At 40.3% G+C, this 22,313-nt stretch carries 27 protein-coding genes; 9 read left to right on the top strand and 18 right to left on the bottom strand.

The genetic code is table 11. The annotated features are described in order from the left end of the window. Positions 1-153: 153 nt before the first annotated feature. The 7 genes from spoVK to nadB form a co-directional block, all read right to left on the bottom strand. Positions 154-1,143, bottom strand: coding sequence for a stage V sporulation protein K (gene spoVK / locus L8T27_RS08445; RefSeq protein WP_233314167.1), 990 nt, complete (start codon positions 1,141-1,143; stop codon positions 154-156). 256 nt (positions 1,144-1,399) lie between these two features. Next, positions 1,400-1,636: an RNA chaperone Hfq gene (gene hfq, locus L8T27_RS08440; RefSeq protein WP_127742850.1), complete on the bottom strand. Its 237-nt coding sequence runs from the start codon at positions 1,634-1,636 to the stop codon at positions 1,400-1,402. Positions 1,637-1,675: 39 nt separating this feature from the next. Next, positions 1,676-2,626, bottom strand: coding sequence for a tRNA (adenosine(37)-N6)-dimethylallyltransferase MiaA (miaA, locus tag L8T27_RS08435; RefSeq protein ID WP_233314168.1), 951 nt, complete (start codon positions 2,624-2,626; stop codon positions 1,676-1,678). A gap of 134 nt (positions 2,627-2,760) precedes the next feature. Further along, a complete protein-coding gene (locus L8T27_RS08430) occupies positions 2,761-4,191 on the bottom strand; it encodes a hypothetical protein (RefSeq protein WP_248574481.1) in 1,431 nt (476 codons plus the stop codon). A 174-nt stretch (positions 4,192-4,365) separates the two neighbouring features. Then, on the bottom strand, positions 4,366-5,469 hold the full coding sequence (gene nadA, locus L8T27_RS08425) for a quinolinate synthase NadA (protein ID WP_233314170.1): 1,104 nt from the start codon (positions 5,467-5,469) through the stop codon (positions 4,366-4,368). Positions 5,470-5,496: 27 nt separating this feature from the next. Continuing rightward, the gene (gene nadC, locus L8T27_RS08420; protein ID WP_233314171.1) at positions 5,497-6,333 is read right to left on the bottom strand and encodes a carboxylating nicotinate-nucleotide diphosphorylase; all 837 of its coding nucleotides are present in this window, start codon (positions 6,331-6,333) and stop codon (positions 5,497-5,499) included. After that, on the bottom strand, positions 6,302-7,870 hold the full coding sequence (nadB, locus tag L8T27_RS08415; protein ID WP_237941275.1) for an L-aspartate oxidase: 1,569 nt from the start codon (positions 7,868-7,870) through the stop codon (positions 6,302-6,304). The genes nadC and nadB overlap by 32 nt, the downstream gene beginning before the upstream one ends. Positions 7,871-7,971: 101 nt before the next feature. Between nadB and L8T27_RS08410 the strand changes: the two genes are divergently transcribed. Further along, on the top strand, positions 7,972-9,090 hold the full coding sequence (locus tag L8T27_RS08410) for an IscS subfamily cysteine desulfurase (protein WP_237941274.1): 1,119 nt from the start codon (positions 7,972-7,974) through the stop codon (positions 9,088-9,090). A 19-nt stretch (positions 9,091-9,109) separates the two neighbouring features. On the opposite strand, the gene L8T27_RS08405 is transcribed toward L8T27_RS08410, so the two are convergent. The 4 genes from L8T27_RS08405 to abnA form a co-directional block, all read right to left on the bottom strand. Further along, positions 9,110-9,703 carry a TetR/AcrR family transcriptional regulator gene (locus L8T27_RS08405; protein ID WP_237941273.1) on the bottom strand — a complete coding sequence of 198 codons (594 nt, stop codon included), beginning with the start codon at positions 9,701-9,703 and terminating at the stop codon, positions 9,110-9,112. Positions 9,704-9,715: 12 nt separating this feature from the next. Next, a complete protein-coding gene (locus tag L8T27_RS08400; protein WP_245399861.1) occupies positions 9,716-10,027 on the bottom strand; it encodes a DMT family transporter in 312 nt (103 codons plus the stop codon). After that, positions 10,027-10,368: a DMT family transporter gene (locus L8T27_RS08395; RefSeq protein WP_233314175.1), complete on the bottom strand. Its 342-nt coding sequence runs from the start codon at positions 10,366-10,368 to the stop codon at positions 10,027-10,029. Before L8T27_RS08395 ends, L8T27_RS08400 begins: the two co-directional genes overlap by 1 nt. A gap of 185 nt (positions 10,369-10,553) precedes the next feature. After that, positions 10,554-11,516 carry an arabinan endo-1,5-alpha-L-arabinosidase AbnA gene (gene abnA, locus L8T27_RS08390; RefSeq protein WP_237941272.1) on the bottom strand — a complete coding sequence of 321 codons (963 nt, stop codon included), beginning with the start codon at positions 11,514-11,516 and terminating at the stop codon, positions 10,554-10,556. Between the two features lie 247 nt (positions 11,517-11,763). On the opposite strand from abnA, the gene L8T27_RS08385 reads away from it, so the two are divergent. After that, a complete protein-coding gene (locus L8T27_RS08385) occupies positions 11,764-13,023 on the top strand; it encodes an erythromycin esterase family protein (RefSeq protein ID WP_237942277.1) in 1,260 nt (419 codons plus the stop codon). A gap of 43 nt (positions 13,024-13,066) precedes the next feature. Here L8T27_RS08385 and L8T27_RS08380 read toward each other — a convergent pair whose 3' ends face one another. Next, the gene (locus L8T27_RS08380) at positions 13,067-13,714 is read right to left on the bottom strand and encodes a YcnI family copper-binding membrane protein (RefSeq protein WP_233314177.1); all 648 of its coding nucleotides are present in this window, start codon (positions 13,712-13,714) and stop codon (positions 13,067-13,069) included. 547 nt (positions 13,715-14,261) lie between these two features. Here L8T27_RS08380 and L8T27_RS08375 point away from each other — a divergent pair. After that, positions 14,262-15,023: an SDR family oxidoreductase gene (locus L8T27_RS08375; protein ID WP_237941271.1), complete on the top strand. Its 762-nt coding sequence runs from the start codon at positions 14,262-14,264 to the stop codon at positions 15,021-15,023. A 32-nt stretch (positions 15,024-15,055) separates the two neighbouring features. On the opposite strand, the gene L8T27_RS08370 is transcribed toward L8T27_RS08375, so the two are convergent. Beyond that, the gene (locus tag L8T27_RS08370) at positions 15,056-15,814 is read right to left on the bottom strand and encodes a class I SAM-dependent DNA methyltransferase (protein WP_237941270.1); all 759 of its coding nucleotides are present in this window, start codon (positions 15,812-15,814) and stop codon (positions 15,056-15,058) included. Between the two features lie 91 nt (positions 15,815-15,905). Between L8T27_RS08370 and L8T27_RS08365 the strand changes: the two genes are divergently transcribed. Further along, on the top strand, positions 15,906-16,142 hold the full coding sequence (locus tag L8T27_RS08365; RefSeq protein ID WP_233314180.1) for a hypothetical protein: 237 nt from the start codon (positions 15,906-15,908) through the stop codon (positions 16,140-16,142). 48 nt (positions 16,143-16,190) lie between these two features. Here the strand turns inward: L8T27_RS08365 and L8T27_RS08360 are convergent, their stop codons facing one another. The 5 genes from L8T27_RS08360 to L8T27_RS08340 form a co-directional block, all read right to left on the bottom strand. Beyond that, a complete protein-coding gene (locus tag L8T27_RS08360) occupies positions 16,191-16,622 on the bottom strand; it encodes a hypothetical protein (RefSeq protein WP_233314181.1) in 432 nt (143 codons plus the stop codon). Positions 16,623-16,695: 73 nt separating this feature from the next. Continuing rightward, positions 16,696-17,157, bottom strand: a complete 462-nt coding sequence (locus tag L8T27_RS08355) for a DinB family protein (RefSeq protein ID WP_233314182.1) — start codon at positions 17,155-17,157, stop codon at positions 16,696-16,698. 27 nt (positions 17,158-17,184) lie between these two features. Next, on the bottom strand, positions 17,185-18,048 hold the full coding sequence (locus L8T27_RS08350) for an AraC family transcriptional regulator (RefSeq protein ID WP_237941269.1): 864 nt from the start codon (positions 18,046-18,048) through the stop codon (positions 17,185-17,187). A 187-nt stretch (positions 18,049-18,235) separates the two neighbouring features. Further along, positions 18,236-18,466 carry a hypothetical protein gene (locus L8T27_RS08345; RefSeq protein WP_233314184.1) on the bottom strand — a complete coding sequence of 77 codons (231 nt, stop codon included), beginning with the start codon at positions 18,464-18,466 and terminating at the stop codon, positions 18,236-18,238. Positions 18,467-18,572: 106 nt separating this feature from the next. Then, positions 18,573-19,178: a TVP38/TMEM64 family protein gene (locus L8T27_RS08340; RefSeq protein ID WP_248574480.1), complete on the bottom strand. Its 606-nt coding sequence runs from the start codon at positions 19,176-19,178 to the stop codon at positions 18,573-18,575. 327 nt (positions 19,179-19,505) lie between these two features. On the opposite strand from L8T27_RS08340, the gene L8T27_RS08335 reads away from it, so the two are divergent. The 5 genes from L8T27_RS08335 (at position 19,506) to L8T27_RS08315 (ending at position 22,308) form a co-directional block, all read left to right on the top strand. Next, positions 19,506-19,745, top strand: a complete 240-nt coding sequence (locus L8T27_RS08335; protein ID WP_233314186.1) for a YueH family protein — start codon at positions 19,506-19,508, stop codon at positions 19,743-19,745. A 126-nt stretch (positions 19,746-19,871) separates the two neighbouring features. Further along, on the top strand, positions 19,872-20,375 hold the full coding sequence (locus L8T27_RS08330) for a GNAT family N-acetyltransferase (RefSeq protein ID WP_233314187.1): 504 nt from the start codon (positions 19,872-19,874) through the stop codon (positions 20,373-20,375). 166 nt (positions 20,376-20,541) lie between these two features. Next, entirely contained in the window at positions 20,542-20,958 is a 417-nt protein-coding gene (locus L8T27_RS08325) for a BlaI/MecI/CopY family transcriptional regulator (RefSeq protein ID WP_233314188.1), read from the top strand. A gap of 1 nt (position 20,959) precedes the next feature. Next, entirely contained in the window at positions 20,960-21,799 is an 840-nt protein-coding gene (locus L8T27_RS08320; protein ID WP_237941268.1) for a M56 family metallopeptidase, read from the top strand. A gap of 107 nt (positions 21,800-21,906) precedes the next feature. After that, positions 21,907-22,308, top strand: a complete 402-nt coding sequence (locus L8T27_RS08315) for a DoxX family protein (RefSeq protein ID WP_233314190.1) — start codon at positions 21,907-21,909, stop codon at positions 22,306-22,308. Positions 22,309-22,313 lie beyond the last annotated feature (5 nt).

Here is a 22,313-nt window from a genome sequence, read left to right as displayed (position 1 = left end):
CGCCACTCGCATTCCTTTACAGTAGCATATTACTTGTCAGAAAAACAGCATTTTTTCACAGCCTAACTATTCCTATTAAAACAGACATAAAAATACGAATATATATAAGAAAAACAGGAACATTAAGTTTCCTGTTCCTGTTTTTAGCCTTGTTTAGAAGCCGTTATTCATGAAGGGCATCTCTTCTTTTTGAATGGCCGCTCCTTCGTAAATAAGATCATTGCTTCTCAATGTCATCAGCTCATGCTTGTCATAGTTGCCCTGCATAAGCAAGCGCATGCTTTGAGCACGGATAGACTTTTCTAAAACATTGCGGATATACCTGCCGTTTGAGAAGCTCCGTCCATTTTGCACAGTTCGTACATAGGTCAAGTGTGTTTTTAATGATTTTTCTGCTTCATGGCTCAATGTATACTCCCGCTCAACCAGCATTCTTTTGCCGATTTCCATCAGCTGGTCTGTCGAGTAATCTGGGAAATCGATGACTAAAGGAAAACGAGAGTGAAGTCCCGGGTTCAATGATAAAAAGAAGTCCATTTCCCGTGAGTATCCTGCCAGAATTAAAATAAAGTCATGCTGTTTATCTTCCATATGCTTAACAAGTGTATCGATTGCTTCCTTGCCAAAATCTTTTTCCCCACCCCTGCCTAAGGAGTACGCTTCATCAATAAACAAGATGCCGCCAAGGGCCTTTTTTACAAGATCTCTTGTTTTTTGGGCGGTATGACCAATGTATTCTCCGACAAGATCGGCTCGTTCTGCTTCAATTAAATGTCCCTTAGACAGAACATTCATTTTTTGAAACAACTTGCCAATCAAGCGGGCGACTGTCGTTTTGCCGGTGCCGGGGTTTCCTTTGAACATCATATGAAGAGCTTGCTTGCCCGCCTTCAGACCATGCTCCTCTCTTTTTTTATTTACATAAATCCAGGCATATATTTCTTTAATCATTTTTTTCATTTCGTCCATGCCGACAAGACTGCTTAACTCTTCTTCTATTTCCTTAAGTGCGCTATGCTCACTAGTCATTTTTTTCGGTATCGATTCAGCTTCTGGCAATTCCTTTGGAAGAACCTTCTTTTTCTGCGAATTGATCACAACACTTATCTGTCCATTATTCTTCATCCGGATCGGATGCTCCAAAAGCCACACCTCCTAACGTGGATATGCCTAATTGGCATAAGGCATGTTCGCCTGTTTCTTTTACTCCATAAGTAATATATATTCATGAGTTGACTCATTCATTAGTGAAATTTTAGATATTTACTAAAGTTAAGGGGAAAAAGACGAGTGAAGGGAAGGGATAGTGAGACTCCTATTTACACAAATGAGACAGCGTGAAGACAATTACTGCAAGCTTTTTTAAAAAAAAATTCCAGGCTTTACGCCTGGAATTTTCTTATGCTTGTGTGCCTTCCAAATCAATCTGGACGTTCTTTTGCGGTGCAAAAGTTGAAATAGCATGCTTGTATACTAACTGTTGCTTTCCTTCAGATTCAAATAAAACAGTGAAGTTGTCGAAGCCTTTTATAAGTCCGCGAATTTGAAAACCGTTTAGTAAGAATACTGTTACACTAGTACCATCTTTACGTAATTGATTTAAAAATTGATCTTGGATATTTACTGATTGCTTCATGAAAATCCTCCTCTTTTCTCTCTGTTATTATGTATTCGCTTATTTTTTTAGCATTCCTTCTACATAGTGCGAAATTTCCATTATTTTTTTAGAAATGTCATTTGAAATGACACTATCTGTCATATCAAACCATTTTACACTCATTTTATTGCGAAACCAAGTCAATTGCCTTTTGGCATATCTTCGCGAATTTTGCTTTAATTCAGCGATTGCATCTTCCAATGTTGATCTATCTTCTAAGTACTTATATATTTCCTTATACCCGATCGCTTGGATGGATTGGCAATCTTTAAGGCCTGCATCATAAAAATGCTTCACCTCAGCGAGCAGCCCTTCAGCCATCATTTTATCAACACGGCTGTTAATTCTTTCGTATAGGAGCTCTCTGTCCATCGTTAAGCCAATAATGGCTGCATCATAAAGCATTTCCGGGCTTTGGTTTTCTTGAAGCTCTGAGACAGGTTTGCCTGTAACATGATAAACTTCCAGCGCTCTAATGACCCTGCGGACATTATGATGATGGATGCTTGCTGCTGTTGCCGGATCGACCTGTTCGAGCATATTATGTACCTCTAAAGTGCCTTTTTGTTCGGCAAGTGCTTCTAATGATTTCCGATAGTCTAAATCTGTAGGCGCTTCTTGAAATTGATAGTCATACAGCACTGATTGAATATATAGGCCTGTGCCGCCGACAATAAAGGGAAGCTTTCCGCGGCTTTTAATTTCCTCAATCTTGCTGCGGACTAGTGTTTGAAACTCAGCTACAGAAAAGGCTTCATCTGGATTGACAATATCAATCAGATGGTGAGGAATACCTTCCATTTCTTCCTCTGTAATCTTGGCTGTTCCGATATCCATTCCTTTATAGATTTGCATCGAATCGCCGCTGATGATTTCTCCATTGAATCTTTTAGCCAATTCAATGCTTAAGTTCGTTTTCCCAACAGCTGTTGGACCAATTAATACGATTATTTTTTCCTTATCTGTCAAACCATTCAACTGCCTTTTTTAACTTTTTAGCACAAGTAATCTTGACTTTGTTTATTGTACCATAAATGCTTGCCATAGTTTAACATCTAACCATTATTGCCTGGGTTTTGCGGAAATATACCAAGATTTGAGGCTTAATCTGTGATAATTTCTTTATTATTTGTTCCAAGAATAACAATTTTATAAGGGTCATCACCAGTGACTTCTTTTATTTTTTTGTTTTCCAAAAATATAGCAATACTTCTTTTTACTTCTCGGGCAATTTTCTCTCTGTCCTTGTCAGCATTAGTCAATTGCAGATTTATTTCTATTTTCATTATTCCGCCAGTAGAATATATGTTGATATTTTGGAATAAGTATTCTTCTTCCATAAGAAAAGCTGTGTTTATAAAGTATCCGACATTATTCCAGCGGCCTTGTTTTTCTTGTTCCTTATAGCTGTATTCTTCGAAAATTAGTTTCCGCTTATCTTCGTACTCCTCCAGCACAGTTTCAGCAATATTTTTAACTTTTTGTTTTTTGTCTGCTTCTAGTTCCGTCGGAATATGGATATACCAGGCGTCAGCTGTCCAAAAGACCCAAGAACCATAGCCCCCCATTTCTACATCGATTTTATTTAATAGCTTGTCCGTTATTTCAGATGAAATGTCTGTTTCTTCGTCTGCCTCTGCGTCAACCTCCTCTATGTCCGCTTCCTCCATTACGTAAAATTGTGGTTCTAAATAATAGGAAAGGTTTCTTTCTTTCATTTCATTTTCAACCATTGTGATAATATCCTTTTGCTTCGCTTCGTTTTCTTTCCCTTCTATGTCCAAATAAGCATATTCGACCTGACTATCTATGTAAAAACTCACATTTTCATAACCAGCTTCACTAATTATCTCAGCAATTTCATTTTCTATTTCTGTTATTCTGCTTGACTCGTTATATAACTTCATTAAATCGAGACCAGGCTTAACCTCTGCTTCCGCTTTAAGCGTCTCATTAACTGTCCCACCAAGAAACAGAAACAAAAGCACAGCAGCCACTGACAGCAGCCGTTTTTTCTTGAAAGCATGCTTTTGTTCGTCATTATTTAAAGAGGATATCTCTATATCTCTCCATTCATTTCGCCACTGCTGCTGCAAATTTTGAGAATTTTCAATTGCAAACGAAGAAGACTTCCAAATTGGCAGCACAGTCATTAGTTGCTGCTTCCCTTCTTTTTCAGAGCAACCCATAATTTTCGCAAGTTGCCGGATATTAAAACCTTTATAATAATACAGCACGAGCAGCAATCTTGCTGGTTTGTCCACTTTCTGCAAACTCAGGGACAAAGGCTTGTTTTTTCTATATTCCCTATCATGGTCTTTCTGTTTATATGGTGTATTTTCTAATTGTTTGCAGAACAGTTTTAGCAGTGTTAGTTCAGACGTGATGGGAAAAAGAGCGTTTCTTGCTTCCTTTTTTGTTTCTTCTATTAAAAAGGCAGCTTCCGCTTCCTCATCCGCCACCATTCTTGCAATTATTTCAAGCTCTTGATATAGGAAAGTGATCTCTGCCTGCTTTTTATTCATACTCGCCAATCCACTACTCCCTTTCTATTAAACAATTCCAACTCTTAAAACGATTGTTTTGTATAGAATTCCATCATTACCATTTTATAGGGAGGTTAAAGAAAAGTCATTAAATTGTGACATTTTAAATAAAAAACTGTTTTCCTCGCGCATGAAGGAAAACAGTTAGGAAGAATGATATTTTTAGATTTTCAGCATTCTGTCTAATGCTAGCTTTGCCAGTTTTGCAACCCCTTCTTCCACAACAATACGATTGCTCTCAAATCCGTCCTCAACTGACTCAAGACACCACACAAAATGCGGCAAGTCAATACGATTCATGGTCAGGCATGCGCACATATATGGATTTAAGCTGATAATATGCTTGTCAGGATGTTGGTGCATGATTCTGTTCACTAGGTTCATTTCTGTGCCAACCGCAAAGGAGCTGCCTGGTGCAGCTTTTTCTATTTCGGTGATAATGTAATTGGTTGAGCCTGCCATATCGGAAAGGGCAACGACTTCACGGCTGCATTCTGGATGAACAATTATTTTCATGTCAGGATGCTGTTTTCTTACTTGCTCGATATTTTTTGTCGTGAAGTTTTCATGCACAGAGCAATGCCCTTTCCACAGGATTACCTTTACTTTTTCTATGTCGCCCTCATATTGTAAGCTGCTTTGAATCGGGTCCCAAACAGCCATGCTATCAAGGGGGATGCCGAGCTTATATGCTGTGTTTCTGCCTAAATGCTGGTCTGGCAAAAACAAGAGCCTTTCCTTTTGGGTTAGAGCCCACTCTACCATCTTTTCGGCATTGGAGGAGGTTACTGTCGCACCGCCGTGTTCTCCGACAAATGCTTTAATGGCGGCTGTTGAATTGACGTATGTTAATGGGATAATCGTATCGCCAAATTGGGCCTGTAGCGCCTCCCACGCCCGATTTGTTTGATGGATGTCTGCCATATCAGCCATTGAGCAGCCTGCTCTCATGTCAGGCAAATACACCTTTTGCTCATTCGTTGTCAAAATATCGGCTGTTTCTGCCATAAAGTGGACACCGCAAAAGACGATAAACTCAGCCTTTCGGTTTGCGGCAGCCACTTGAGCTAGTTGGAGACTGTCTCCTGTTGCGTCGGAAAACTGGATAACCTCATCTTTCTGATAATGATGTCCTGGAACAAACAATCGGTCACCAAGCTTCCGTTTTACAGCCCAGGCTCTTTCTTCCAGTTCTGTCACGTTCATGGTTAAATAATGTTCTGGTATTTGTCTTTTGTTTGCCTGAAGGCTCTCTAGTAAGTTCATAAGCTATCTCCCCCTCCTATTTCTTCTCTAGTCCAGTTTTACTTGGACGCTAATATCTAGTGCTTGTGCAGAATGTGTTAAAAAGCCTAGTGAAATATAATCAACACCACAATCTTTATAGGAAGCTAAATTGGCTAATGTTATGCCGCCAGATGCTTCTGTTGTCACTGTTTCCGGAACATGTGTAATCCAATCTGCTATTTCAGCAGGTGTGCGGTTGTCAAACATGATTACATCTGCTCCTGCTGCAAGTGCCTCTGTCATTTGTGCAAATGATTCTGTCTCTACTTCCACCTTAACCATATGGCCAATAGAATTTTTGACTGCCCGAACGGCCTCCGTAATACTGCCAGCAAAAGCAATATGGTTATCCTTTATCATGACGGCATCGTATAAACCAAACCGGTGATTAAATCCGCCACCGACTGTGACGGCGTATTTTTCAAGCATTCTTAGGCCTGGTGTCGTTTTTCTTGTATCGCATATTTTTGTATAGCCGCTGTTAAGTGCTTCAACTGCCTTGTTTGTAATGGTAGCTATACCGCTCATTCTCTGAATCAGATTAAGAATAACTCGCTCTCCTTTCAGCAAATGGACAACAGCGCCACTAACGGTTGCAATTGGCTGACCAGGCTCCAGTTTTTGACCGTCTTCTACATGCAGTTGGATCTTGATTGAGTTATCAAGAATAAGAAAACCTTGTTCAATTATGTCTTTTCCGCAAAAAATGCCACTTGCTTTGGACAGGAATATAATTTCTCCTGTTTGTTTCTTTGGAAAAATGATGTCTGTTGTTAAGTCCCGATCGCCAATATCCTCCATAAAAAATTGTTCAAGTTGCTGTCGCAATTTTAGCTGATTCATTTGCCACACCCTTTTCTTCGTATCGATTTAAAATGATTGTTTTCTTTCTCCAGCTGTCTGATTCTTGTGGATAATCACTGCGATAGTGACCGCCTCTGCTTTCTGTCCTTTGCAAAGATGCCTTTGTGATTAACTGTGCTGTCAGCACCATGAAGTATGTCTCATACTCTTCCTTGGTGTAATTGGTTGTATGCTCTTCTCCTTTTTCCCCGCGCAGCAAAGACTCTAACCAAAATAAATGGTCTTGCAGTTTTTGCTCTGTCCTCACAATCCCGACTGCTTCCATCGTTCTTTTTTGCAGTTCCTTTCTGCTGGGAAGCTTAGTCACATAGTGCTGGCGGGAAGCCGCTTCCTTCCAGGCAGAAGTTATACAGGGCTGTTCATTCAGCCGGTTCGCCAGCTCGCTGCCCATATACAGTCCTTCAAGCAAAGAATTGCTGGCTAAACGGTTAGCACCGTGCAAGCCAGTGCAGGCTGCTTCGCCAATTGCATAAAGGCCGTTAATCGATGTTCTGCCCCCTAAATCTGTTTCAATTCCGCCCATTAGGAAATGGCAGCCTGGAGCAACCGGAATTCTGTTTCGTCGCAAATCAACGCCATGCTGCTGACATAAAGAGGAGATGGCGGGGAAACGGGCTGTAAAGTTTGGTACAGTCGAAATATCTAAATAAACAGATTTCCCTGCTTGTAAGTATCGATAAATCTCCTGTGAAACGATATGTCTTGGAGCTAAGTCGCCTAAAGGATGGACTCCCTCCATAATCCGTACTCCCTTTTCATTTACAAGCACCGCACCTTCTCCTCTGACCGCTTCAGAGACAAGCCCTGCGGTTTTGCCATTCAAATACAGCAAGGTCGGATGGAATTGAATAAACTCCATGTCTGCGATATTCGCTCCTGCCAAATAAGCGAGCGCTATTCCGTCGCCTGTAATAGTTTGGGCATTTGAGGTATATTCATAAACCTGGCCGCAGCCTCCCGTGGCAATAATTGTCTGGTCTGCATAAAAGCTTTTCTCTGTACCATCATCCAGAATGCCTTTTGCACCGATGCAGCTGCCGCATTCTGACAGAATCAGCTCATGAACTAACACGTTTTCCGTCACCTTTACATGCAGCGGCATCGTTGCTGCGAGGAACTCCATTACCTTTTTCCCTGTCTCATCTCCTCCGCTATGGACAATTCGTTTTTTCGAATGAGCTCCTTCCATGCCGAGATTCCAGCTCCCTATGACATCTTGATCAAATTGACAGCCCGCTGCCGCCAAATCATGGAGAAGAATTGGTGCCGCGCTGGTTACCTTTTTGACAGCATCGGCATGGTTGTGGAATCTGCCTGCTTCCAAGGTGTCAAGGGCGTGCAGCTGAAAACTATCGTCAGCACTTATGCTTGCGGCAATTCCACCTTGCGCTAAGTAAGAATTGCTGCTGAAAATGGTGCCTTTTGTGAGAATCATCACATTTAAATGTGGAGAAAGCTTCCGTGCCAGCTGTAAGCTAGCCATTCCACTGCCAATTATTAATACATTTACCTTCATCTTTAACCCTCCTGTTTTAACAGGTGTCTTGACACATATATTTACATAGATTTACACTATTGACAAGAGTTTTTTTAGAAAAGTCTTGGAAGGGTGAGGAAATGATTTACTTGGATTATGCAGCAACATGTCCCCTTGATGCAGATGCTGGCAAGACCTATATCGAGGCAGCAAGCGACTATTTTGGAAACAGCAGCAGCCTCCACTCTATCGGCGGAAAAGCAACTGATTTATTGGAAAGCTGCCGGGAGGAAATGGCACGCTTGCTTAGCGTAGAAAGAGTAGGCATATACTTTACAAGCGGCGGAACAGAAAGTAATTTTCTCGCAATCCATGCCCTTTTGTCTGTGAAAAAAAAGGCAGGCAATCATATTATTACAACAGAAAGTGAACATTCTTCTATTCACGGAACGATGAAATGGCTGGAAAAGCAAGGGTACGAGATTACGTATTTGCCACTATCACCTCAAGGGATGGTTGATGCCGATTTGCTGCAAGCTGCTATTAAGCCGGAAACAGTGCTCGTGTCGATTCAGCATGTTAATGCAGAGATTGGGGCAATTCAGCCGATCGCAGCAATCGGCAAAATCTTAAAAGAAAAAGATATCTATTTTCATAGTGATATGGTTCAAAGCTTTGGGAAATTAGATATAAGCTCCATTTCTAATACAGTGGATGCCTTGTCGATTTCAAGCCATAAGTTTTACGGACCAAAGGGAATTGGTTTAGCGTATGTCTCCCCCTTGATTCCATGGACTGGCTTTCTTCCTGGCTCTACTCATGAAAAGGGCTTTAGGGCAGGAACGGTGAACATTGCCGGGATTGCTGCAATGACGACAGCCGCACAAAAATCTGTACGTACATTAGCAGCAGAAAGGGCGCATTATCAAGGATTAAGAGAGATGGTGCAAAAACGGGCAAAACACAATGTTTCATTAACTGTATTTCAGTGTGAACACCAGCTTCCGTCGATTATTGGGATGAGGATTCATGGATTAGAAGGCCAATGGACAATGCTTGAATGCAACAGGAGGGGATTTGCGATTTCAACAGGAAGCGCATGTCAAACAGGACAACAAGCTCCTTCCAAAACAATGAAGGCAATGGGGCTATGTGATGGAAGTGCAAAAGAATTTATTCGCATTTCATTCGGCAGACAAACAAAACCTGCTCATGTGGAAGCCTTTATGGAAACAGTTGAAGCACTTGCAGTAAAATAAAAAAGAGAGGGTCGCTTTTTCAGGCGATTCCCTCTCTCTTGTCCAATGCCTGCCAATAAATCTTCCAGCAAGCCTCGAGCTTTTCTTCTGCTTTTTTTTCTGTATGGTCATAAACGAGCTCAACCATAATACTCATTAGAATACCTGTATAAGCAATAGTCAACGACCTTGCGTCAGGTCCTGTAATTAAATCTTCGTCCAGCCATTTTCTGAAAGATTGCTCAAGCATGTTTTCTTGGAGTACTTCTACCTCAAGCACCTCATCTAAAATCGTTTCATATAGATGGCTTGGCGGAAAGAAGCTCATGCGCAGCCAAAACTTCAAGCTTTGGTTTTCTTCAAACATTTGCTTAACTGCTACTAAATAGCTATATAAAAATGTTTTCGGACTACTATTTTCCGTCTCGCTGAAATAAGCTTGCTTCATCTCAATTTCAGCTGCTTTCGCCTCTCTAAGTACCTCAAGAAACAAAGCGTCTTTACTGCTGAAGTGTGAATAAATGGAAGATTTTTTTATACCGACCTCTTCGGCAATTTTCGAAAGGGAAGCTCCTTCATAGCCAGACTGTGTGAAATGCTTAAGGGCTGCTACCTTTAAATCGTCTTTTTTCACCGTACTCCTCCTTTAGCCAATTAACTTTAAGCCGATTGCCGCTGCTAAAATAAGTCCGATGAATAACAGCCTTTTTGCTTCGCGCGGTTCTCCGTACAGGAACATGCCGAGCAGTGCTGAACCGACTGTGCCGATTCCTGTCCAAACACCGTAGGCAGTTCCCATCGGAATAGTGTTCATAGCATATGATAGCAGAGAAAAGCTGCATGCAAAACCGATAATCAGCAAAACCACTGCATCCCATTTTTTCATGGCTGCCCTTTTCATGTTCACGACACCGAACACTTCAAATAATCCTGCTCCAACCAATGCTAACCAAGCCATTATGATCCTTCCCCTTCTGTGCTGTTTTCGTCTGTGACTAGCTTTAAGCCGACGACTCCTACAAGTAATACAACAACAAGCACGAGCTTTATGATGCGGAATGGTTCACCGAAAAAGACCATTTCCGCAATGACCGTCCCCATTGTGCCTAGGCCTGTAAATACAGCATATACCGTTCCTACTGGCAGATATCTTGTCGCATATATTAGCACGACAAAGCTGATGATAATTGCAGCGATAGTGCCTGCCCACTCTATTACGCTGTTGGCATGCTTTAAGCCGGACACCCACACAACCTCCATTAAGCCTGCGGCAAGCACCATTATCCAATGTCGATTCATTGCTGTTCCTCCTTCACAAAATCACCTACCGACCGTTCGTTAGTATTATTTCACATCAATAATTATAAGTCAATACTTTATGCTCACTCTAAAAACAACAACAATAATAGGAAACATACTATAAAAAGCAGCGGTTTTCAAACAATTGTCCAAAACCCGCTGCTTTTTATATTGTTATATTATCGCTAATAGGTTGGCCAACCGCTTGAATCCCAATACAAATCATTGATCAGCATTGTCGGCATACCATTGTTCAGTGCATCATAGGAATGACGGACAATGATGTTATTGTTCAAAATATCAGAATGACCCGGCCCTTTCCAACGGTCATTGCCTGTATCAAAAATCGTACCGCCACCATTTAACATATTGACACCATTCTTATCTACATAAGGTCCAGTAATTGATGTAGAACGGCCAACCGCCATTTTATATGTGCTGTTCACACCTTGACAGCAGCTGTCAAAGGATACAAATAAATAGTAATAACCGTTACGGTAAACGATATTTGGCGCTTCAACTGCACCATTATTATTCGGCCTTGATGCAATGGAATACAAACTGCCTGTCGGCTTCATCGTTGTCTTGTCAAGACGAGTCAGCTTGATGCCACTCCAAAATGATCCGAATGACATCCATGGATTTCCATCTTTGTCAATGACAAGATCGCCGTCGATTGCGTTATAATTATTCGACGAAGTGGAACGGATAACAAGACCATCATCGCGCCATTGTCCGGACGAGATACTTGGTGTGGAAAGCAATCCGATTAACGATGTGTTAGAACCAAAGGAAGATACAGAATAATACAGCCAGTATCTTCCATTATAGTAGCTGATATCTGGTGCCCATTGGTTTTTCTCATAGTTAGGCACATAATTAGCCCACCATGCTGGAGCAGTCGGGAAAATCGTCGGCGCTTGATACCAGTTTGTGCCGTTATCTGAACGAAGCACTCTAATGCCATTTGGGCTTCCAGTTCCAAATGTATACCATGTGTTGCCTTCTTTTATGATAGACGGATCATGTATTTGCAAATCTCCTGTTAAATTCCAAAAGCTGGCTGACGCTGAGCTAGTGATAGAGAAGCAAGCAACAAGGACAAGTAAAGCAATTTTAAACAAAAATTTTTTCCCTTTCCTTTTCATCGTTATCCCCTCTTTTCTCAAAATGAAAAGCGTTGTAAATCTGTACGGACATCCTCCCTCCCTTTTTAATGCCAAACAATGGTATTATTCTCTTTCACGCAGTGAAAACCCTTTCATTTTTTCGCGAATTTTGCAGTTTTTTTTCGTTTTTTCTATTTTTATTTTCGGTTTCTATCCTATTGCATACATCTGATAGGAAAGAACAAGCTATTTCTATACCATTACTTATACGGAGGAGTTAGAAATGCTGATAAAAATCAACAAGCAGATTGAAAATATTCAAAAGCATAGTAAACCTTTTCACACTATTGATGATCTCGCCCCACTAATTAAAAAAGCAGGAAAAGCAAAATATGTCTTGCTTGGGGAAGCAACACACGGCACGTCAGAGTTTTATTCCCTTCGAGCTGAAATTACGAAAAAACTGATTGAAGACCACGGTTTTTCTTTTGTTGCTGTTGAAGGAGACTGGCCCTCTTGCTTTGAGGCTAATAGTTATATTAAGAATCGTTCAACAGCCGATCGGGCAGAAGATGTGCTAGGCCATTTTAACCGCTGGCCGACTTGGATGTGGGCCAATCAAGAAATCATCCCACTCCTTGAATGGCTCAAAAACTACAATAGCAAGCAAGATTCAGACAAAATGGCAGGTTTTTATGGCTTGGATGTCTACAGTCTGTGGGAATCTATGGAGGCCATTATTCAATATCTGCAAAAAACAAATTCGCCACATATTGATAAAGCTTTAAAAGCGATTGAATGCTTTGAGCCGTATAATCGGAAACCACAAACATACGGAATGTCAGCTGCTCTTTTAGGGGAAAGCTGCCGACAGGAAGTGCTTGACGTGCTGCAATCCATCCGCAAGCACAGTGAGTCAAATTCAGAGGAGCAGCTAAGTCTTGAAATCAATTCATTAGTTTCCAAAAATGCCGAAAACTATTATAAAACAATGATTACAGATGACCAGGAATCATGGAATATCCGAGATCATCATATGGTTGAAGCATTATCAAACATCAGCAAATTTCATGGCAGTGAAGCAAAAGGAATCATCTGGGAGCATAATACCCATATTGGTGATGCCCGGGCAACAACCATGGAGTTAGAAGGCTTAGAAAATGTCGGTCAAATCACTCGTGAAAAATTTGGCAAGGAAAACATCTTTTCAGTCGGGTTTGGGACATATACTGGAACGGTGATTGCTGCCGAAAAATGGGGAGCGCCCTTTGAAATCATGCCGTTGCCAAAAGCAATGCGCGGCAGCTGGGAAGAGCTGCTGCATCGGGCAGGTGCGCATGATAAATTCCTAATTTTCACAGATGAAAACAAGCATCTTTTTGAAGAACGAGTAGGACATCGAGCAGTTGGTGTCGTGTATCATCCTGAATATGAAAAATACGGCAACTATGTGCCCTCCAGCATTTCCGAACGTTACGACAGCTTTATTCATGTAGATAAAACGCAGGCTCTCTCCCCTTTGCCTGTTGAAGTAAAAGAAGAGTAACTAAAGAAAAGGGAGCAGTTGTCTGCTCCCTTAAAGTGATGGCTTATTTTCTTCTCATAAATGTCATGATAATGGCGATCACTGATATAACAATCGCAGCAATGGATAAGATTGTGCTAGTCGAAGAGCCAGCTTGGTCCTCATCACCTGCATCTGCTTCATCCGTTTCAGCTTCATCTTCATGTGTGTGTCCGTGGCTGTCTGTTGTTGCTGTTGAAGCAGCAATTTCTGTCACAGAGTGCGGTAGGTCTGCATCCTCATCCCCAGTCCATTCAACGATGCTTCCATCTGTATAGTATTGGAATGCATCCCATGCAACGTCCCCTGCTTCAGCAGGGTTTTGCGCAGTAAAGCTGAATTGGCGGTATTCGCCCGGTTTAATCGCTGCATCATCATTTGCAGCTTCCCATGTAACAGTAGTTACTTTATCATCATCATTAGTCTCTGTAGTTACATTCCAACCCTCAACAGGCTCATACATTTTGAAATCTACAGTCTCAGGAATCTTGATAGCAACTTTATTTGTATTAATATCCTTTTCAACAGGTATTTTAACCGTATACGTTTCCCATGCCTCTGTTGTAGAAGAAGTAGGTTTTACGGTAACATGTGCGCTCGCTGGAAGTGCAATGAAGAAAACTGCCGCAAACGCGACTAAAAACGCCGTTAGCTTTCTTTTCGTATGTATCATGCTTTTAACTCCTTTTGTTCTTTTTTTCATAAGTGCCGGTAACTAAACACTATGCGAATAGTAATAAGTCCTTTTTATCTTAACAGAATTATAAAGCGCTTCACATTAAAAATGTGTCTGTTTTGTGAAAAATTCATCATGACCATTTTTGCCAAAAAGTTTATTTTTAAAACGCAGATTTAAATAACATCTATTTTTTGTATTAACAGTCACATAACTGTCACAAATTAGTAATTTCCTCCCTTAAAAAATAGCCAATATTTGCAGTAAGCTTGTAGTAACTACATTCTTTAGAATCAGGTGATGGATATGCAACTAGGGCAAAAAGTAATATACAAACATAAAATTCATTACTTTTTTTATGATCACGGCAATGGCTTGTGGGAAATACAAGATATCGTGACAAAATCGATTATTCTTGTAACATGCGATGCTATCATTCATCGGATCAAATAAAAGTTCTTCTAAGCAATTATTTTTGCTGTATATAGGAAAAGCTGTATAGTATATTTTGAAAACATTTTTTTGTAAAAGGAGTCTGGGGGATATGAAGCTGACTGGTAATACAATCCTGCTTACAGGTGGAGGCTCAGGTATAGGACTTGCCTTTGCCGAGCGCTTTCTGAAGCGAGACAATACAGTCATTATTGTGGGCAGAAATGAAGCAAAATTAGAGGAAGCAAAAAAAGCGTATCCAGGACTTATAACGAAATCCTGCGACTTGACGGATGAGCAGTCCCGGATTGATTTGGCTCAATGGGTTCTTACAGAATACCCGTCTTTGAATGTTTTAGTGAACAATGCGGGTATCCAGCAGCGAGTAAATTTAAAAAATGCAGCAGAGTCATGGAGCTATTATGAAAAAGAAATCACTTCTAATTTAAACGCTCCGATTCATTTGACACTGCTGCTTGCAGACCATTTAATCAGAAAAGACAATGCAGCAATCATGAATGTCACTTCTGGACTGTCTCTTACTCCAGGTGTATGGGTGCCGATATACAGTGCTACAAAAGCAGGTTTACGGTCCTTCACAAAGTCGTTGCGCCTTCAATTCGAAGACGCTGGTGTTGAAGTAATCGAAGTGCTGCCGCCAGCTGTCAATACAGCTTTAGGAGGGGCGGGACTTCATACATTCGGTGCTCCGCTTGACGATTTTGCGAATGGAATTTTTGAAGGATTAGAATTGGGCTTAACTGAAATTGCTTACGGAGGAGCTGCTGATCGCCTTCATGCAACCATTAAAGAAAATGATGAACAAACAGCGAAAGTTTGGGCTGGTTTTAAGCAAAACAATCCTGACTTTTAAAAGGGGCGGACAGCAGTGTTGCTGTCCTCTTGTTATTTCCTGCAAATACAAATCATGTTCTGGCTGCCGTTTTTTAAAGGGGTTTTGTTCCAATCCTCATATATAGCAACCATTTCAAGCTGATGACTAGCTAACAGTCGTTTCAGCTCCTGCGGGTACACATAGCGTAGCTTAATATTCGTTCTGCTTTCTTTTTGCACTTCCCCGTTTTCCTTGATAAATTTACGGATTGTTACATAATGCTGAATTTGTCTTACACCATCATAATGGCTGATGGTAGAAAGCTGAACGGACAGACCGCTTTTGTGTTCTTTATATGTTTTCCAATATTCCTCTGTAACAGGCTGAAGCAATTCTTCTTTGCATGGAAATCTGGTATCAAAGATGAAATAGCCTCCTTCTTGGAGGGAAGCTGTGACACATTTGAGCAAGTTATCCTGATCTTCATTTGTCAAAAAATGCTGAAAGGAATTGCCGACCATGTACAGAAGCTTGCTTTTTTCTGCTAGTTTAAAGTCCGTTAAATCTGCATGCAGCCAATTAATTGATACATTCCGCTGAGCGCCTTTCTCCTTGGCGCGGTTTAGCATATTCTTTTGGATATCAATGCCTGTCACCGAAAACCCTAATTCTGCCAGAGGAATGGCAGTTCGTCCTGTTCCGCATGCAAGATCAGTTATTGGGCCACAGACAAGCTTGGCATATTCCGATAATAACGGCAGCTCTGGTTTATATGCTTCATTTTCCGCGTCGTATCGTTCAGGGTTTTCATATTCTTCAAAATTGCTCATCCGGCTTCCCCTCCCTTAGTATAAGTTTCTATCTGATAACCTATCACCCATTATCCACCACCTTCATAAAGTATCGGTAAAGGAGGGGAAAATGACAGTGTATCGTACAACAAGATTGCATGGGGGCGCACCTGTAGTAGCAGGTGTACATGTTGCACCTGTAGCCGCACACATGCCTGGAGCATTGACTGGCTTTGTGGCACCAACCTCAGGCTTCGGTGCAGGTAATCCAACTATTATCTATCCATATAAGCAGTTTCCTGCCTATATGAGTCCAAACCCATTTTACCATTATTATCCTTACTATCCACCGTATTATCGCCATTAATCCATAACAAAAAAGCATTTCGTATATAGAACGAAATGCTTTTTTTGTTTAGACAATTGGTGCTTGTGCTGTATTTTTCGGCTTTCTCCACCCAAGCACAGTTATGCTTAAGCCGCCGACAGAAAAGATTATTCCGGCAATACTCAGTACTAATTCTCCGATATTCTTCTCACCTGCTGCTCCAGGACCATTTGTGCCATTCATGGCAGGCATATTTCCTCCCTGACTTGGATCAAAACCAGAAGTTGTGCTGTCAGTAGAAGCTTCTGTATCTGTTGTGCTTGTATCTGTGCTTTGTACTGTATTAGTACTTGACGTGTCGGTACTGCTTCCATTCATTTGCATACTTGGTGCTTGTCCTCCCATCTGTGCTCCATCTGGAACAGATCCTGAGCTGAAGTAAGATGTGATTCCTAGTACTGATTGTGCAAGCAATAATAGCATAGCGGCAATTACGGCGAAATGTTGTAGTTTTTTCATTTATTTTCTCTCCTAATTCATAATGTAGGTTCATTATGAGTTAAGAGTCTTAACTTTTACTTAACTTTTTATTTTAGAATAATCCTCTGCCGATAAAATTAGGATTAACTGGCGCTATTCCTAGTTCACGGGCCCACACAGACAACTGGCCGATATGATGAATCTCGTGGGCGATACAATGGTTAATAATTTCGCCTCTTGTAAATGTCTCCTTATTCCATGGTACTTTAATATGCTCATGCAGGTCTTTAGCAAGCTGTGCTGTCAGTATCTCCTCTATCTCCTGCTTCATTCTATCCGATAATGTCTTTACCTTCAAAAGACTGTTATAGTCAACCAGCGTAAACTCATCTGCATTCTTGCCGCTAAGAGCTGCTATCCAGCTATATTCTACATCGATAATATGAACGAGTGTTACGAGAATTCCTTGCACTCCTCCCGTTCTTTTCTGGAGGAGCTCTGCTTCCGGCAAGGTTTCACACCACTTCAGCCATTCATCTCGCACTTGCCAATTATATTGGAATAATGAATACATCTGTTCTCCTTTCTTTTCCTCTAAAGTTTATGATCTGTCAACTGGAATCCATATTTCTGAATAATAATCTTCACTATCCGGCTTTCCTTCTCCATACACTTCAAGCTGTGGGGAGTTTGTTTGGATATAGCCGCTTTTCGGGAACCACTCTGCATATATTTGCTTCCACGTGTTTTGCATACTATGAGGCATTGGTCCATGTACCTCAAACACAGCCCACTTTGATTGTGGAATAGTGATGGTTTCAAATCCTTCTGCCTTGTCTTTCGTTGTGGCTACTGCAATCCAGTAATCCATATCTTTAGTTGAGCTAGTAATCTCCGCACAAATTCCCAGTATCCCTTTAACACAACCATCATTCCATTCTGCAAGGGAATCAATCGTGCCATCACGATTAGCTTCCTCCCAAAAAAGCGGAATTCCCTTTAGGTTCTCTCCCTCTTTATACGAATAGGACTGCTTTTTCCCAATTGCTTGAAACTCATCCATATGGACAATCTTTACATTCATTGGTTCTGCTCCCTTCAAAACGATTTGTATAGCAAAAGGATTGTAAATCGTAAGCTTCCCCTTTCCGCTGCGGATAGCGCTTGGTGTTATTCCGTGCTGCTTGCGAAAAGCCTTCGTAAATGCCTCAGGAGACTCATAACCATATTTGATTGCTGCATCAATCACTCTTAAATCTTTATTCATCAACTCCTGCCCGGCAGCAGACAACCGCCTTCTCCGGATATACTCTCCGACAGTTGTGTCTGTCAGTACAGAGAACGTCCGCTGAAAGTGGAATGAAGACAGACAAGCCTGCTTAGCAATTTCTGCTGTCGAAAGCTCTTCATCAAGATGATCCTCGATATAATCAAGCGCCTTTTGCAATCCTTCCAGCCATGTCACTTACATCACATCCTTTTATTTTATATTAGCTTTTTCTGGTATTTCCCTGCCTGTTTTTTCTTGCTTTCCGCTAACAGATTGTAATCCTACTACACTTCTTTATTGCTGTTCCTTTTTCCTCCCCTTATTTAATAACAGGATTTATAAAAACAAAAAAAGCCCAGTAAAAACTGGACTTTTTCGTAAATTACGAGCTTCCTCCGCCGCCGTCACCGCCACAGCTGCCACCATCTCCGAAAGATGGACCACAATCATTGGAAGAATGAAAGCTATGTCCTCCATCATGGAAACCATTATTAGGTAAGTCCCAAGGCGTATAGCTTGCATGAGAAGATCGGGAACGCTTGGATGCCTTTGAGCTGTTCGTAAATAGAGATATAACTGACAGAATAATGACTAACAAGATAACAATATACATAATTTTCAGCCTCCTTTTATTGTTATACGGATTAACTGTTCATATAGTTTCAACTTTTTCACCAAAAATGTCAAAAGCTGCCTGAAAATTTCCCGGCAGCTTTTACTTATTTTGGATTAGATGAAGTTTTTACTTTATTTTTCCTTTGCTTTTGCACGAAATAAAGGCCGGCTGTAATTACTACGATGATCAGTACGATTAAAATCGGATTAATATCGGTTGACAAAAAGCCGTATGGTATTAAAGACAAAACAAAAAAGTACAAAAAGTTACCGATAGCTGTTCCTGTTACAAACCCTTTAAGAGAGATAGTTGTTACTGCAGCCAATATATTTAATATGCTTGTAGGGAAAAGCGGAAATATCCGTGCATAAAACACATAATGACCACCTTTATCCTCGATCTTCTTAAGTGCTTCGCCATGCGCTTTTTTTTGGACAAAATCCTGAAACCAATAGCGAACAGCTATAAATACAACAACTGCCGCAATAATACTTGATACCCAGCTCCAAAGAAATCCATAAAAAAAGCCAAAGGCATAGTAATTAATGGTAATGACAAGAATTAACGGTATGATTGTAAAGCTATTTTGTACAATCATGATAATTAAACTTAAAATAAGTGCATAAATCTCGTTATTTCGATAATAAGCTGTAAATTCCTCCAGCTTCCCGTTTCTGATTGCATGAAAAATTTCGAGTTCATATAACAAGAAACCGACCAGTAACACCGTTCCGGCAAAAGAAAGTAACTTCCATAAATTTTTTATAAGCTATCACCTTTTTCATATTTATATGGCCGGCTCCGCCAACCGGATACCGCTAAACGCCTAGGTTATGGTGTTTCGGCCAAATCTTTTAGCACTTTATTGTCTGCTCCCTCTTTACCTGTTAAACAGGCAAAAATAAACATGGATAATATATCGGTTTTATTATATTTCGGCAAATTCCTTTACAATTTGATTAAATTTGCCAAATATGCAAGATATGGTATTTAAAGAAGCGTATAATTGTCTGTAATCCCAAAAGGAGGTAATCCTATGGCTATTGTATTAGACACAAATTTAGGCCAGAAAGATACGGAGCTTTATATAACCCGTACGGAAGATGGACGAGTTATAGTAGCAATTCCAACCATCCATTGGTCTGCAGAGTTACAGCTAAGCGATGACGAAGTGAAACAAAATGAATATATTCAAGCCTCTCTTCAATTTCACATGTATGAAGGCGACATAACCGAATTGGCTGATAAGATACTTGAGCATACTGCAAAATGCTAACATATTTTTTCCTTTTTCACCACCTCCAAAATTACTGACTTTAAGGTTGCCCTTTTCCTTTGGACGAATGGTTCGACTTCTGCTACTCTATGTATATCCCATTTATTGTTTGAAGGAGTATTAAATATGAGTTATCTATTTACAAGTGAAAGGCTTGGCTTCCGCTTTTTGACTGATGAGGACCTAAAAGCATGCGAGTCATTTTGGGGCAGTGAAGAAGTTATGGCTTATACAGGTGGAAGCATTGAGGCAGCCTTACTGCCGCAAGTTATTCATTTCTATGAACAAACACACCAGGATTTTGGTGTTTCTGTATATGCTGTAGAAGAATTAGCGACAGGACGAATCATCGGTGCAGCAGGTTTTGATTTAGAAGCAAAATCAGAGGACATCGAGCTTATCTTCCATTTTATTAAAGATGTTTGGGGGCAAGGATACGGAGCTGAAGCAGCTGTTGCTTGTATTCAATATGCAGCAGAAGTGTATGAACCAAAAAGTATCATCGCCAAAGCAAGTGTTGAAAATAGACATGCTTTAAATGTTCTAGGCAGAATTGGCTTCTCTTACTTAGGAATTAATTATTCAGAAGACATCGAACAAGATGAGGCACTTTTCCAGCTTGTTTTGTAAATCACTTCTATAGGATGAGCACACATCTTGTTAAACACTGCTGATGGTGTGCTCTTTTAAGGTTTTTAGTTATTACGATTTATTTACTGTTTTGTTACACTGCACCTGATTCCTTGACTATGCATAATTTACTGCACTACAATATGTAGTGTGAGGTGCAACTATCATGAGAATTAATAAATTCAAAGTGCATGAAAAAGGATTAAATCGTTTTTTTGGCCCTTTAGAAGCCAAAATTATGGAATTGCTTTGGGAAAAAGATGAGCTTTCCATAAAAAAGGTGCAATTATACTTAGAACCTGACAAGACTGTAAGCTTTAATACCGTCATGACGGTCATGAACCGTTTAACAGACAAAGGATTTTTGCAAAAGCGCCATGAAGGGAGAACATCCCTTTATTCGCCGATTCTCACTAGAGATGACTTCTTAAATAAGCAATCAAAGGAGCTTACACATGAGCTGATGGATGAGTTCGGATCTAGTGTCGTTGTCAACCATATGCTTGATGCACTGCAAAATGTCGATGAAGGTTTAGTAGCAAAACTGGAACAAAAAATAAAAGATTTAAAAAAGGATCGATAAGATGACGAGAAATTATGCTATTGGCCTGCTGCTGATCAGCATAATGATTAGCAGCAGTATTCTTATTCAGATGATTTGGTATATTTATTCGCTCACAAGTAATTTTGACGTTGGTTTTAACTTGTTCCAAGCTTGCCAAGCGCTGTTTGAAATGTTTGGCGTTCCATTTCTAGAGTATATTCTCCTTGCATTTGTCTTATTTACCATCCTGCATTCTCTGTGGTTCTGCACCATACAGATAAAAAAGCTGCACAACCTTAAAAAGAAAATGAGTGGATTGGCAATAGAAGAGTTAAGCCGTAAATGGAATAATCGGTATGAGACAGACCGTATTCAAGTCATCCAATCTGAACAGCCTTTTGCGATTACAATTGGGTTTTTTAAGCCAAAGATTGTCTTGTCAACCGGCTTATGGAAAATTCTATCTGATGAAGAGATTGAGTCTGTGATTTATCATGAATTTCATCACTTAAATCAGTTAGACCCAGGAAAAACCTTTATTATGGAGCTTTTTGCGAAGGTGCTTTGGTTCCTTCCTATCTTGAAATGGCTGGCACAGCAATTTTCAATTGTTCGAGAAGTACTCGCAGATAATTATGCTATTGAAAAAAGCGGACAGCGCCTGCATATATCAAGCGCCCTTTTGAAAATGATTAACAGTACTCAACTAAAACCGGCAAGTTTTGTTTCCTTTGCAGATGGCTCTGTAAACTACCGTATTCAAAACATGATTGAGCCAAATACTAGCAATCGAATTAAATGGCCGCTATTAAATGCTGCTGCATCCCTATCTATTTTCGTCCTGCTTAATGCAATCTTCGCACAATTGCTGCGCTACTAATTTTTTTTAAGTTATTACACTACACAATGTAGTGTATCTAATCTATTTAATATACACACTGCTGTTGTGGTGTTTTATATACAATAATTATAAGGAGGCAAATAAAAATGAAAAACGCAAATATCGGAATCGCTATTATTCGAGTAGTTTTAGGTGCGATATTTTTCGCTCATGGACTGTCTAAATTCCAAGGAGGACTGGAAAATACAGCTGGCTTCTTCAGCAGTTTAGGTTTACCAGGCTTCTCTGCTTACATTGTCGCTGGTATAGAATTAATCGGCGGTGCTCTTATTATTCTTGGTCTTGCTACAAGAATCATTGCTGCATTATTTGCTGCTATCATGGTAGTCGCAATTGCAACAGTTAATCTGCAAAATGGATTTGTCGGCGGATATGAATTCGATTTGGCTTTGCTTGCAATGTCTCTGCTATTAGTTTTAAATAAAGAACAGGCATATGCTGTAGAAAATGTTATACTATCTAGTAAGAGGAAAGAACAGAATGTTTAAAAAGC

The organism is Niallia sp. Man26 (assembly GCF_022049065.2).
Taxonomy (GTDB): Bacteria; Bacillota; Bacilli; order Bacillales; family Cytobacillaceae; genus Niallia.
The sequence above is the reverse complement of the archived record's forward strand: the minus strand, read 5'-3'. Positions and strand labels throughout refer to the sequence as shown.

Excerpts from the sequence above, each read along its gene's own strand:
- L8T27_RS08330 (WP_233314187.1), top strand. The coding sequence starts at position 19,872 with ATGAGTTATCTATTTACAAGTGAAAGGCTTGGCTTCCGCTTTTTGACT.
- L8T27_RS08345 (WP_233314184.1), bottom strand. The coding sequence starts at position 18,466 with ATGTATATTGTTATCTTGTTAGTCATTATTCTGTCAGTTATATCTCTA.
- abnA (WP_237941272.1), bottom strand. The coding sequence starts at position 11,516 with ATGAAAAGGAAAGGGAAAAAATTTTTGTTTAAAATTGCTTTACTTGTC.
- L8T27_RS08380 (WP_233314177.1), bottom strand. The coding sequence starts at position 13,714 with ATGATACATACGAAAAGAAAGCTAACGGCGTTTTTAGTCGCGTTTGCG.
- L8T27_RS08335 (WP_233314186.1), top strand. The coding sequence starts at position 19,506 with ATGGCTATTGTATTAGACACAAATTTAGGCCAGAAAGATACGGAGCTT.
- nadB (WP_237941275.1), bottom strand. The coding sequence starts at position 7,870 with ATGAAGGTAAATGTATTAATAATTGGCAGTGGAATGGCTAGCTTACAG.
- nadA (WP_233314170.1), bottom strand. The coding sequence starts at position 5,469 with ATGAACTTACTAGAGAGCCTTCAGGCAAACAAAAGACAAATACCAGAA.
- L8T27_RS08370 (WP_237941270.1), bottom strand. The coding sequence starts at position 15,814 with ATGAGCAATTTTGAAGAATATGAAAACCCTGAACGATACGACGCGGAA.
- L8T27_RS08315 (WP_233314190.1), top strand. The coding sequence starts at position 21,907 with ATGAAAAACGCAAATATCGGAATCGCTATTATTCGAGTAGTTTTAGGT.
- L8T27_RS08325 (WP_233314188.1), top strand. The coding sequence starts at position 20,542 with ATGAGAATTAATAAATTCAAAGTGCATGAAAAAGGATTAAATCGTTTT.
- nadC (WP_233314171.1), bottom strand. The coding sequence starts at position 6,333 with ATGAATCAGCTAAAATTGCGACAGCAACTTGAACAATTTTTTATGGAG.
- L8T27_RS08320 (WP_237941268.1), top strand. The coding sequence starts at position 20,960 with ATGACGAGAAATTATGCTATTGGCCTGCTGCTGATCAGCATAATGATT.
- L8T27_RS08395 (WP_233314175.1), bottom strand. The coding sequence starts at position 10,368 with ATGAATCGACATTGGATAATGGTGCTTGCCGCAGGCTTAATGGAGGTT.
- L8T27_RS08355 (WP_233314182.1), bottom strand. The coding sequence starts at position 17,157 with ATGTATTCATTATTCCAATATAATTGGCAAGTGCGAGATGAATGGCTG.
- L8T27_RS08400 (WP_245399861.1), bottom strand. The coding sequence starts at position 10,027 with ATGGCTTGGTTAGCATTGGTTGGAGCAGGATTATTTGAAGTGTTCGGT.
- L8T27_RS08365 (WP_233314180.1), top strand. The coding sequence starts at position 15,906 with ATGACAGTGTATCGTACAACAAGATTGCATGGGGGCGCACCTGTAGTA.
- L8T27_RS08360 (WP_233314181.1), bottom strand. The coding sequence starts at position 16,622 with ATGAAAAAACTACAACATTTCGCCGTAATTGCCGCTATGCTATTATTG.
- hfq (WP_127742850.1), bottom strand. The coding sequence starts at position 1,636 with ATGAAGCAATCAGTAAATATCCAAGATCAATTTTTAAATCAATTACGT.
- L8T27_RS08410 (WP_237941274.1), top strand. The coding sequence starts at position 7,972 with ATGATTTACTTGGATTATGCAGCAACATGTCCCCTTGATGCAGATGCT.
- L8T27_RS08375 (WP_237941271.1), top strand. The coding sequence starts at position 14,262 with ATGAAGCTGACTGGTAATACAATCCTGCTTACAGGTGGAGGCTCAGGT.